At 65.1% G+C, this 12,431-nt stretch carries 7 protein-coding genes; 2 read left to right on the top strand and 5 right to left on the bottom strand.

Translation table 11 applies throughout. The annotated features are described in order from the left end of the window. Positions 1-11: 11 nt before the first annotated feature. From KLP42_RS15230 to KLP42_RS15210, 5 genes are read right to left on the bottom strand one after another with little or no spacing between them, the layout of a single operon-like run. Positions 12-1,172, bottom strand: a complete 1,161-nt coding sequence (locus KLP42_RS15230) for an S-methyl thiohydantoin desulfurase family protein (protein WP_215567597.1) — start codon at positions 1,170-1,172, stop codon at positions 12-14. Continuing rightward, on the bottom strand, positions 1,165-2,721 hold the full coding sequence (locus KLP42_RS15225; protein ID WP_215567596.1) for a hydantoinase/oxoprolinase N-terminal domain-containing protein: 1,557 nt from the start codon (positions 2,719-2,721) through the stop codon (positions 1,165-1,167). The genes KLP42_RS15230 and KLP42_RS15225 overlap by 8 nt, the downstream gene beginning before the upstream one ends. 17 nt (positions 2,722-2,738) lie before the next feature. Next, positions 2,739-4,388, bottom strand: coding sequence for a nickel ABC transporter ATP-binding protein NikE (gene nikE, locus KLP42_RS15220; protein ID WP_215567595.1), 1,650 nt, complete (start codon positions 4,386-4,388; stop codon positions 2,739-2,741). A gap of 2 nt (positions 4,389-4,390) precedes the next feature. After that, positions 4,391-5,272: an ABC transporter permease gene (locus tag KLP42_RS15215; protein ID WP_215567594.1), complete on the bottom strand. Its 882-nt coding sequence runs from the start codon at positions 5,270-5,272 to the stop codon at positions 4,391-4,393. Next, positions 5,272-6,300 (bottom strand): ABC transporter permease, encoded by a 1,029-nt coding sequence (locus KLP42_RS15210; RefSeq protein ID WP_215567593.1) that lies wholly within the window; start codon positions 6,298-6,300, stop codon positions 5,272-5,274. Before KLP42_RS15210 ends, KLP42_RS15215 begins: the two co-directional genes overlap by 1 nt. 136 nt (positions 6,301-6,436) lie before the next feature. Between KLP42_RS15210 and KLP42_RS15205 the strand changes: the two genes are divergently transcribed. Then, on the top strand, positions 6,437-8,791 hold the full coding sequence (locus tag KLP42_RS15205; RefSeq protein WP_215567592.1) for a helix-turn-helix transcriptional regulator: 2,355 nt from the start codon (positions 6,437-6,439) through the stop codon (positions 8,789-8,791). A 140-nt stretch (positions 8,792-8,931) separates the two neighbouring features. After that, positions 8,932-12,396: an autotransporter domain-containing protein gene (locus tag KLP42_RS15200; protein WP_215567591.1), complete on the top strand. Its 3,465-nt coding sequence runs from the start codon at positions 8,932-8,934 to the stop codon at positions 12,394-12,396. Positions 12,397-12,431 lie beyond the last annotated feature (35 nt).

Here is a 12,431-nt window from a genome sequence, read left to right as displayed (position 1 = left end):
CTCCTCTTTTATCAGGCGGGAACCGCCCCGCTTGTCGTTCGTGGTTCTGTCCGCGTTGCCACCGGCAACGGCGAGAAGGCGATGTCGGGATAGCCGAAGGCTGCCGGTCCGACGACATCAAGCGCAGCCGCCGTGCGCAGGAGGTCGTGGCAGGGGATGGCGATGACGGCGACACGCTGGCCGTAACGCAGGATTTCCGTGGTGATCGGATAGCCGGTATCGACATCGAGCAGCACGATCAGATCCGGAACGGTGACCTCGACCACGCCGTTGCGACGGAAGATGAGGAATTCGTTCTGGATCGCGACGCTTGCCGTTTCGCCTGCCCAGGCATCGAAGCCGGCCAGTTCCATGTCGCCGACTGCAAAGCCGCCGCGCAGGTGGCGCTTCAGGTCGGTGATCTTGCCGTTGAAGATGCGCCGGCCGCCCTCAAGCGCGCAGACGGCGGCGATCGGGTCCTCCTGCATCCGCCGGGCGCGGATAACCGCCTCGCCAAGTGCAATCGCCTTGGTATAGCTGCGCGGAATGGCGTGCTGGTGGACGAAATGCGCCTGCATGGGCGCCGTTGCCAGCATGGCGCCGCCCCCCTGGGCGACAACGCAGGCGCGCGCCATGCGCTCGTGCCAGACTTCCGACACCGCATGGCTGAAGATCACCGCATTGCCATGCAGATCGCACATCACGGACGGCGTGGAACTGTGGCCGTAGATCGAGAAGGTGGTCATCTGCATTTCGGGGAAGGCGCGGCCCATGCCGTCGCAATCGAGGATCGGCAGTCCGCCAAGGGCCGCCGTCACCAGCGGGCTCATGGAATTGGCGCCGCCGATTTCCTCGCACACGATCGCGTCCATCGGGGTGCGGACCAGTTCCTCCATGGCGCGCAGGCAACGCAGACCCTCCCGCCCTTCGCGAATGCGCTCGACGCCGACAACCGGCGCGCCGATACCACCGATCGACATGCACAGCGCATCCGGCTCGATGGCATCGGTGGCGAGCAGCTTCATCTGGTAGCCCGCCTTCAGGGCCTCCAGCGCCAGAAGCTTGCCCTGATAGGGGTTGCCGCCGCCACCGGTCCCGAGAATGCCGGCGCCGATTTCCAGTGCTTCGAGATCCTCGCGGGTCAGGGTGCGCAGGGCAGCCTCGTCATATTTCAGCTTGCGCGTGTCAGCCATGATGGGCTCCCATGTCTCCGACGACCTTGACGTGAATGCGGGTCGCATTGCCCGGCAGATAGGCGAGCGGGGTATCCTCCCGCTCGATGACTTCCAACGTGTCCGGCGCCGCCCCGGCGGCGATCGCCTTCTGGCGCGCCTCGGCCTCAGCCTCGGCCAGTGCCCCTTCCCGCGTCTTGCCGTCGATCAGGGAGAAGACGCGATCCGTCTCGCCGCTGATCTGGGCGATGGCCGCGCCGACGGCATTGGCGACCGCGAAGTTTTCCGGCCGGATCACCTCCAGTTCGCCGATCCGGTCGGGCATCAGGATGGAGCCGCCGCCGACCGCAATTACCGGCACCGGCGTGGAGGAAATGCGGCTGCGTTCGACGCAGGCCTCCAGCATGGCGTTGATGCGCGCAACGGCCGCCTCGACGAGCGAGGCATCCAGACCGGCAACGAGCGAACGCTCCCCCACATCGGTCTTGCCGGCGGCAACCGCGATATCGGTCGCCGTCAGCGTCGAGCCACCGAAGCAGAGCGCCTCGCGACGCACGCGATAGCCAACCGATTTCGGGCCGATGGAGACACCCTTGTCGCCGCCGACCACGAGAGAGCCCCCGCCGAGACCGATCGAGAAGACATCCGGCATCCGGAAGTTCGTCTTGACACCGCCGATATCGACGGTGGTGGAGGCCTGCCGCGGGAAACCGTGCGACAGCGAGCCGACATCGGTCGTCGTGCCGCCGACATCCACCACCACGGCATCCTTCAGCCCGGTGAGGAAGGCTGCACCGCGCATGGAATTGGTCGGCCCGGAGGCGAAGGTGAGCACCGGGAAGGCGCGCACCACTTCGGCTGCCATCAGCGTTCCATCGTTCTGGGTGATGTAGAAGGGGCAGGTCAGTCCCGCCTGGCGCAGCGCCTGCTGGAAGGCCGCGACCGTGCGCTCGGCGAGCGAAAGCAGGCTCGCATTCATGATGGCGGCACTTTCGCGCGCCAGAAGACCGTGACGGCCGATATCCTTCGACATCACCACCGGCACGCCGGGGCAGTGCCGGTTGAGAAGCTCCCGCGTGCGCAGTTCCATTGCGTCGTTGATGCCGCTGAACACGCAGGTAACCGAGGCCGCCTTCAGTCCCTTGCTGCGGATCTCGCCGGCAATGCGGACGATCTCGTCCTCATCGAGAGGGGACAGGATGCGACCGTCGAACTCGTAGCCGCCCTTCACCTGATAGCCGTGATTTCCGACGATGTCGCGAATGTCGTCCGGCCAGTCCACCATGGGCGGCAGGCCCGCTCCGGACGGCAGGCCGAGCCGGATGGCCGCCACCTCATCCATGTGGCGGCGCTCGATGACCGCATTGGTGAAGTGGGTGGTGCCGATCATCACCGCACCAATGGCCTTGCGGTCGATGCCCGAAGCGGCCATCACCTTTTCCAGCGCCTCGATGACACCCGAGGTCACGTCCTCCGTGGTCGAGGCCTTTACCCCGGCCAGGACCGTCTTTCCGTCCAGCACGACGGCATCCGTATTGGTGCCGCCGACATCGATCCCTACGCGATACACGCCAGGCTCCTCTTCCATCAGTCTGTAGATTTGACGAGGAAGCGCATGCGTTCCTCTTCGGTGACAACGGGCTTCTGTCGCTCCTCCTCGTCCGAGACGACGGGAATGGCGGCGATCAGCGCCCGCGTGTAGGGGTGGGCCGGCGCGGCAAAGACATCGGGCGTCGCCCCCTCCTCGACGATCTCTCCCCGCAGCATCACGGCAATCCGCGAGCAGAAATTGCGCATCAGCGACAGGTCGTGGGAAATCATCAGGTAGGTCAGGCCCAGTTCCTCGCGCAGCTGCACCAGAAGCTCGATGACGGTCTTCTGCACCGAGACATCGAGGGCCGCCGTCGGTTCGTCGAGGATCAGGATCTTCGGCTCGGCGGCGAGCGCACGCGCAATCGCCACGCGCTGCTTCTGGCCGCCAGACAGCTCGTGCGGATACTTGGCCAGATAGGATTGCGGCAGGCGCACGAGATCCATCAGCTCACCAAGGCGCGCTTCGCGCGCATCTGCCTGCATGCCGATCGATTTCAGCGGCAGCGTCAGGGTCTGCCGGACGGTGCGCTTCGGATTGAGCGAGGTGCCCGGATTCTGGTAGACGATCTGGGTCAGGCGCCGGCCTTTTGCGGGCGGCGCTGCGTCGATGACAAGGTCGCCGGAACTCGGACGCAGCAGCCCCATGATCATCCGCGCGACCGTGGTCTTGCCGGAGCCGGACTCGCCGGCCAGGCCGAAAATCTCGCCTTCGCGCAGCGTCAGGTTGACGTTGCGCACCGCGTGATAGCCGTTGCGCCGGCCATAGACCTTGTTGAGATCGCTGACCTTGATGACGGGCGCCCTGTCGCTTTGTGCCATGTCGACGACCTTCGGCCCGTAAAGCGCCGGCACGGCATCGAGCAGCGCACGGGTATAGTCGCGCGCCGGACTGCTCAGGATCTCGCGGCAGGGGCCGCTTTCGACGATGTCGCCGTGATGCATCACCACCACGCGGTCAGCCACCTTGCGGACCACGCCGAGATTGTGGGTGATCATCAGCAGGGCCATGTTCTCCTCGCGCACCAGCGTGTTGATCAGGTTGAGGATCTCGTCCTGCGTGGTGACATCAAGCGCCGTTCCCGGTTCGTCGGCGATCAGCAGCTTCGGCTGGTGCAGCAGCGCGAGCCCGATCAGCACGCGCTGGCGCATGCCGCCGGACAGTTCGAACGGATAGGCATTCATGATCCGCTCGGCATCGGCCAGTTGCACCCGGCGGAGAACGGCGGCGATACGGCTGCGCCGCTCGGCACGCGAGGCGGAAATGCCGTTGCGGCGGTCGGCAAACCGCATCACGTCATCCAGGTGCGTGCCGATGCGAAACACCGGATTGAAGGAGGACAGCGGATCCTGCATGATCAGCGAAAAAGCCGTTCCCTTCAGCGCCTCGCGCTCGGCGCGGGCAAGGCCCAGCACGTCCCGCCCGTCGAAACGGATGCTGCCGGAGCGCACCGTCGCATTTTTCGGCAGCGTTCCGATGATGGCCTTCGCCGTCACCGATTTGCCCGATCCCGTTTCGCCGATCAGGGCGACGCGTTCACCGGCCGCAACCGAGATGCCGACATCGCGCAGCACCTGCCGGGTGCGCCCATAGGCGGTGAAATCGACACAGAGGTTGTCCACCATCAGAAGCGGTTGGTTCTGCATCCTCAGCCCTCCACGTCGAACATGTCGCGCAGGCCGTCGCCCAGCAGGTTGAAACCGAGCGTGACGTAAAGCACCGCCGCACCGGGGCAGAGCACCTCCCACCAGAAATCCGGCATGAACTGGCGTCCGTCCGCCACCATCGAGCCCAGATCCGGTGTCGGCGGTTTCACACCGAAGCCGAGGAAGCTCAGCGTTGCGCCGAACAGGATGACGAAGGCCGCGTCCAGCGTCGTCTTGACCGAGATGACCGCCACGCAATTGGGCAGGATTTCCCGGAAAAGAATGTGGAACGGGCCGGCGCCGGCAAGGCGAGCCGCCTCGATGTAATCCTCGGACGCAATCGACTTGGAGACCGAATAGATGAGGCGCGCATGCCAGGTCCACCAGAGCAGCGTGATGGCGATCATCGCATTCGTCAGGGTAGGTTCAAGCAGGTTCGAGATGGCGAGCGCCATCACCAGCGGCGGCATGGCCAGCATCACATTGGTCAGCCCGCTGATCAGCTTTTCGGTCCAGCCGCCGAAATAGCCGGCAACCAGCCCGAGAACAGTGCCGACGGGCACCGAAATGCCCAGCACTCCGACGACCAGCAGGAGCGAGACGCGCAGGCCGAAGATGGTGCGCGAGAAGATGTCGCGCCCGGCCTTGTCGGTTCCGAACCAGTGGGCCGCGTCCGGAGGCAGGTGGCGCGCGCGGAAATCGACGATGCTGCCGACATGCTTCGGATAGGGCGTGAGCCAGGGCGCGAAGAGCGCGAGCACCACCACCGAAAGCAGGATCAGCGTGCCGATCACCGCAGCCGGGTTGCGGCTGAAGCGGTACCACATCATGTAGCCGGCGCTCAGGCCGCGATCGCGGGGATCGAGCATTTTCATGTCAGCCATCAGCGTGCCTCCTTGCGGCGCATGCGCGGGTCGATGATCGAAATCAGGAGGTCAACGATGAGATTCGCGACGATGAAGAAGAGTCCGGCCACGAGGACCACGGCAGTCACGGCGTTGAGATCCTTCTGCAGGATGGCGTTGAGGCCATAGGAGGCAAAGCCGCCCCAGGCGAAGATCATCTCGATGACGAAGGCATTGCCGATCAGCGAGGCGAATTCGAGCCCCATGATCGTCAGCGGCGCGATGGAGGACAGCTTCAGCAGGTAGCGGAAGATGATGACACGCTCGGGCACGCCAAAACTCTGCAGCGTCAGCACGTGGTCCTTGCGCTGGTTCTCGATCATCGAGGAGCGGGTGATGCGGGTGATCTGGCCGATGCCGGCCATCGACAGGGCAAAGGCCGGCAGGGCGATGTGCTGCAGGGCGCTTGCCACCACGTCCAGCCGCCCGGCCACAAGTCCGTCGAGCAGCAGGAAGCCCGTCGGCCCGCCCTGCCAGCCGAGCGCGTGATCGATGCGCCCGATGATCGGCCAGTCGTGCAGCAGGCGTGCCGCCAGCAGCTGAAGGGTAATGGCAAACAGGAAGCTCGGAATGGTGACGCCGGTGAGCGACAGCACGCGGCCGATGTGATCGAAAGCCCGGTCGCGGTAATGGGCGGTGACGACCCCCAGCGGAATGGCGACGAGGAACATGAAGATCACCGAGACGAGCACAAGCTCGACCGTTGCCGGAACGGTCTGGGCAAGGTCGGTGGTCACCGGGCGCTGGGACACCAGCGAGATGCCGAGATCGCCATGCAGCGCCTTGCCGAGATAATCGAGGTACTGGACCGCGACCGGCCGGTCGAGCCCCATCTGCAGGCGCAGAGCCTCGACCTGTTGCGGGGTCGCCGCCGGCCCGAGCGCCATTCTCGCCGGGTCGCCCGGCACGATGCGCGCCAGCGCGAATATCATCAGCGACAACACGACCATCACCAGCAGAAAGGTGCCGAGCCGCGTCAGTATGGCCGCCAGCGGGTGTTGCTGCATTGTCCGAAACGTCCTCTCCCTGGGGTTTTCCAGCGCCAAGCTTCCACGCAGGACCGGTCATCGACAACCGAGAGAAAGGATAGTTTTTAACGCAAGAGGGATAGGTTTTTGGTCGAGCCACCTCTATGAAGGCAGGATGCAATCGCATCTGCCCCGGCCCCGTCTCCGCGATCTCATCCACGACGCAACCTGCGGCGTGGTCTTCCTGCGCGCGCCGGCAGGCGCCGGCAAAAGCGTGCTGCTTCGCCAGGTTGCAGCGGCAGCCGGTCTCACCGTCTGCACGTCCTCGCGCCCCGCCCTTCGGGACATGGTGCGCGGCTGGCTGTTGTGGGACATGCCGCCGTCGCTGCGGTCGGTGCGGCTGTCCCCCGATCTGGCGGAGGCGGCACAACGCATTGTCATTGCCTGCCGTCCGGAGCAGAAGGTGGGCGGACTGAGCCGGGTGGCGCTGCATGCCGGGCAACTGTCGATCGGGGCGGAGGCGCTGTCCTTTCGGGCGGACGAACTTGCTGGGCTCCCCGGCGAGACGGTGCAAAGCTTCTTCCATCACTATGCCGGCTGGCCGGCCTTCCTGCCGCTCGTCCGCGCCCCCGACGAGCGGGCGCTGATCGACTACCTGAAGGAGACCTGTCTCGACCGCTTCACGCTCGGCCAGGTGGCGGCGCTGTCGATCTGGCTCCAGACGGGAACGGAACCGGCCGGGCAATCGTCGGCACCCCTGCTTCCGCCCGCGTTGATGGCAGAGCCGCAGCGCTATCCGCTGCTGTGCGGTGCACTGAAGACAGCCGTCGCCGAAAGCCTTGCATCCTGCACCAGTCCCGGCGCGCTGGTCGACATCGCCGCGACCCTGGAGCAGTCGGGACAGGCGCTCGCCGCCATGGACATGCTGCTCGATCACGGCCACGAGACACAGGCCGCGCAGATCCTGGAGCGGGCGGACGGACGGGACCTGATCTATCGAAGCAGCGTGACGGCCTTTCAGGATATCGTCATGCGTTTCTCGCACGAGATGATCGCCGGCAACGAGACGATCCTGTTTGCCATCTGCCGCAGCCTGATGAAGCAGGGCGAACTGCAGCGCGTACGCCATCTTCTCGCCCGGCATCTGGGGTTCGATTACCTCGATCCGCTGAAGGTTCTGGTCAAGGGATCACGCTATTCCTTTGCTGCACGGACCTTCCGCCTCAACCTGATGATTTCGGAGGACCTGACGCCGAGCGACGCCATGATCGGCCGGCTGGGCGAGTTCATGGCCGATTACCCTATGGGGGAATACGGCAAATGGGCCGCCTACTATAACGCGCTTCTGGAGTTCGAAATCCGTCGGCGCAACTTTCGCGAGGCGGAGGCGGCCGCAGCAAGGGCGTTGATCTACCTGAAGAAGATGGGCGGGCAGCCTCTCCTCGAATTCTTCATTCACCTGCACCAGATCGTCCTTCGCCTGACGAGCGGCGACGTGCTTCTGGCGCGCCGCGCAGCACAGGATGCAAGGGGCCGGCTGGAACAGGTGCCGCACCAGGCCGAGGCGGAATTCCGCATGCTGCGCCTGGCGGAGGCCTGTCTCGACTACGAGGCGGGGCGCCACCGCGCCCTGCTGGACTTCGTTCAGCGGGACTTCGAAGCCTTTGCCGCTGCCGAAATCTGGCCGAGCCTCATGCAGTTCGCCCTGCATTATGCCTCGCAGGTGCTGATCGACCATTTTCCGATGACGATACGGCCCGGCTTTCTCGACGGGCTGTGGATCCACCTGTCCGACGGGCTTCAGTTTCATGCGATGATGGAAATCCGCGCCGCCATCGCCTACCAGAATGTCGAGCGCTGGCGAGAGGCTGCGGCGACGCTTTCGGCCATCCGAATGCCGCTTGGCAAGCACTGGATCGAAAGCGCGACAGACGATCTGGCGCGGCTGGGCCGCCGTGACGAGATCGCCTATGTGATGGCCTGGCTGCGCGAGGGCGTCCACCTTTGGACGCCGCGACCCTACCTGCCGCGACAGATCGAGGCCCTGCTTGCCAATCCGAAGGTGACGAACAGGGAACGGGTGGCGCTTCTGATCTGGCAAAGCTATGCCGCCCACCAGCGCCGCGACACGGCGGCAGCCCGCGCCCATCTGCTATCCGCGCTCGAAAGCGCGTCCCGGCAAGGATGCCACGGCGTGCTTTCGGAAGAAAGGCTGTTTCTCTCGCCGCTCCTGGAAAGCCGGGCGATCCGCAGCTTCGTCGAGACCTCCGCCGAAGTGCGAAGCGCCCTGTCCATCTTCAGCGCCTCGCTCAACTCCCCGCATGCCCGCGCCCTGCGCGGCGGGCTTTCGCAACGCGAGGCGCAGATGCTGCAACTGGCGGCGGGCGGCCTGTCGAACAAGCGGATCGCGGCAACGCTGAACATTTCCGAAGTCACGGTGAAGTTCCACCTGAAAAACCTGTTCCGCAAACTCGGCTGCAATCGCCGCGCAGAAGCAATTCGTGCAGCAACGGCGCTCGGCTGGCTGTGAGCGCCTGCGCGCCATTGTTGCATTTCTGTCTCTGTATCGAACATTCGCCGCCATTTTCCTGCCTGAGGTTGTGTCCGCCCCATCTTACAAATTAGAAACTTGAAAGAAATCGATATCTTATGTTCGGGGGGAGCGCATCAATGAACAGCTTACGGTCTATATCGGGCGAACGTCGGCATCGCCGCCTGATGGTGTCGACGGCATTGGCGCTTCTTGTCGTTCAGTCTTTCTCAGCCCGTCAGGCATATGCGGATACTGTACTATGGTCCGGCGGCGGCGGCACCAGTGACTGGTTCACCGACAGCAACTGGATCTGGGACGGCCATAGCCCGACGGCAGCAGACGACGCCCGAATCAACGCAACGGGCGTTGTGGTGGGCGCGCCGGGAGCGGTCAAGAACCTGCTCGTCGGCGTCGGCGGTACGGGCTCGCTGACGCTCCAGGATGACTTCAACTCCACCAACGTGACGCTCGGCAACGGCGCCGGCGATTCGGGAACGCTGACCGTTTCCGGTGGCTCCGGCAATGTCTGGACGAACAGCGCCGCAATCTATGTGGGAAACGCCGGAACAGGCCGGCTTGACATCCTCAGCGGCTCCGCCGTTGCGACGGACGACCTTTATCTCGGCGCGGCCGCAGGCGGAAGCGGAACGGCACAACTGGAAAATGCCTCCACCCTGACCGCAAACGGCACGATCTATGTCGGCTACGGCGGCGACGCCACCAATGGCGGAACCGGGTTCCTCAACATCTACAGCGGCTCTAGCGTAACCAGCGCCGCCGCCAGCATTGCGGACGGGCTGAACACGCAGGGCACGGTGGCCGTGGAAGGCAGCGGCTCCCTCTTCGACAACACGGGTGCGCTGGTCGTCGGTGGCGGCGGACGCGGTCTGCTGGCAGTCGCCAACGGCGGTGCCGTCGATACGGGAAGTCTCTCGATCGGCAGCCTTGCCACGGCGTCCGGCAGCGAGGTGACAGTCGAGGGGAACACCAGCAGCCTCACCGTGGATGGCGACGTGGCGGTCGGCGGCTCGACCGACGCAGAACTTGCCTTGACGGACAAAGCCTCGGCAACGGTCGGCTCGGTCAAGCTCGGCATCACCGCACAGGGCGACGGGACACTGACCGTCGATGACGCCAGCCTCGACGTGACCGGCCGCGTCTATGTCGGCCAGGAGGGGACAGGCACGCTGGATATCGGCAATGCCGGCACTGTCGATGCGGCCAGCGCGGTGATCGGCTGGTATGCGGGCAGCACGGGCGACGTCACTGTCGATGGGGCCGGGAGCCGCTTCGACAATTCCGCCGAACTCTATGTCGGCAACGAAGGCGATGGCGCCCTCACCGTCTCGAACGGCGGCGTCGTCAGCAGCACTGCCGGCTATGTGGGCACGGTCACCGGCTCACAGGGCGAGGTGACCGTCACCGGTACCGGCTCCCGCTGGGACATGACCGACGCCTTCATCGTCGGCTATCAGTCCGGAACCGAAGGCATCGTGACGATTTCGGCCGGCGGCGTGATCGACGGTCTCCAGGGGTCTCTGGGTGACCTCGCAGGATCTGTGGGGCGGATGACCGTTACAGGCTCCGGATCGACATGGAGCGCCCACCTCGATCCAAACATCCAGTATTCTGGCGACCTCAACGTCGGGCGCCATGGCGAGGGCCATCTCAGTGTCGAAGACGGCGCAACTGTCTCCGGCCGCATGCTGCATATCGGCAACGAGACTGGCTCCTCCGGCGAGGTAACCGTCACCGGCATGGGCTCCAGTCTCGATATCACCACGCAGCTGTCGATCGGCCTTGACGGAAGCGGCACGCTGACGCTCAGCAATGGCGCCACCATCGTTGCCGGGCGGATCGTCATTGCCGGCGGGGCGGCATCGACCGGCATCCTGACCATCGGCACCGGGGCAGGGTCGGTGACCACCTCCACGGTGACCTTCGGCGACGGCACCGGCAAGATCGTCTTCGATCACGGCGCCAGCAATTACACCTTCGCCGCGGATGTGGAGGGCAACGGCACCCTGCAATTCGATTCCGGCTTCACAAACCTCACGGGCGATTACACGGATTTCATCGGCAATCTGCTGATCGCGGGCGGCTTCGTCTCGGTCAACACCTCGACGCTCTCCGTCGTGACGGATGTGGAGGCGGGCGCGACGCTGGGCGGATCGGGCACGCTTGGCAATGTGAACGTGGCCAGCGGCGGCACGGTCGCCCCCGGCAATTCGATCGGCACGCTGACGGTGGCCGATATCGACTTCGCCTCGGGCTCCACCTATTCGGTCGAGATCGACGAGACCGGCGCCAGCGACCTTCTGCATGCCACGGGGATCGCCACGATCAGTTCCGGCGCGACCGTTCACTTCGCACCGGAAAACGGCACCGATGACGGCAGCACCTACACGATCGGCACCCGCTATACGATCATCACCGCCGATGGCGGCATCTCCGGGCAATTCGGATCGCTGACGGACAGCTTTGCCTTCCTCGACGGAACGCTGGTCTATGATGCCAACAACGTCTACCTGACGCTTGCGCGCAATGGCGTAAGCTTTTCAAGCCTCGGCATCACCGCCAACCAGCGGGCCGTTGGCACCGCCTTCGATGCGATGGCCGCAAGTGGCGCCCTGTGGGGCTCCGTTGCCACGCTGACCGATGCGGCCGTGCCCGGTGCCTATGATCAGCTGTCCGGGGAAATCCATGCCTCCCTGCGCGGCGTTATCGCCGAAGACAGCACGTTCCTGCGCGATGGTTTGCTTGACCGGCTTCGCAGCGGCGATGACGGCGTCTGGCTGTCGGCCTTCGGCGGTTGGCGCGATGGTGGAGGCGATGGCAATGGCGCCTCTCTGCGACGCAATACCGGCGGCTTCGTGACCGGCCTTGACAGCACGGTGACCGAAGACTGGCGCCTCGGTGTCGCCGCCGGCTACAGCCGCACCAGCATCGATGTCGACAGCCGTTCGAGCAAGGCGACGCTCGACAACTATTCGGTCGGGATCTACGGCAGCAGCGCGCTCGGAATGGTCGATCTGCGGTTTGGCGGCAGCTATACGGTCCACCAGATCAGCACCGACAGGGCCGTGGACGTCAATGGCCTCAGCAACCGGCTGACGGCCGACTACGATGGCGGCACCGCCCAGGCCTTCGCCGAGGCAAGCGTTTCGATCGAGGCGGGACAGGCGAAGCTTTCGCCCTTCGCAGGCCTTGCACATGTGCGCAGCCACACCGACAGCTTCAGCGAGGCGGGCGGCGATGCGGCCCTTTCCGTTGCCGATGACGACTATGCCGTCACCTATGCATCGCTCGGTCTTCGCGCGGAAACGCCCGTCGACATCGGTGGCATCGCTGCCGCGCTCCACGGTCAGCTCGCCTGGCGACACGCATTCGGCGACGATACGCCGGATGCCGTCAACCGCTTCAGGACTGGCGAGATGTTCTCGGTCTCCGGCACGCCGATTGCCCGCGATGTCGCCTTGCTGGGTGCCGCTGTCTCGATGCCGGTCTCAGACAGCGCAAGCCTCGGCCTCGCCTATACGGCCCAGCTGGGAGACGGCGACTGGCAGAACCAGATCAAGGCCCGGTTCGACGTGAAGTTCTGATCGACACCACGTCGCGCGCGCCGTGCCACCGTGCG

Source organism: Rhizobium sp. CSW-27 (assembly GCF_018760785.1).
Lineage (GTDB): Bacteria > Pseudomonadota > Alphaproteobacteria > Rhizobiales > Rhizobiaceae > Neorhizobium.
The sequence above is the reverse complement of the archived record's forward strand: the minus strand, read 5'-3'. Positions and strand labels throughout refer to the sequence as shown.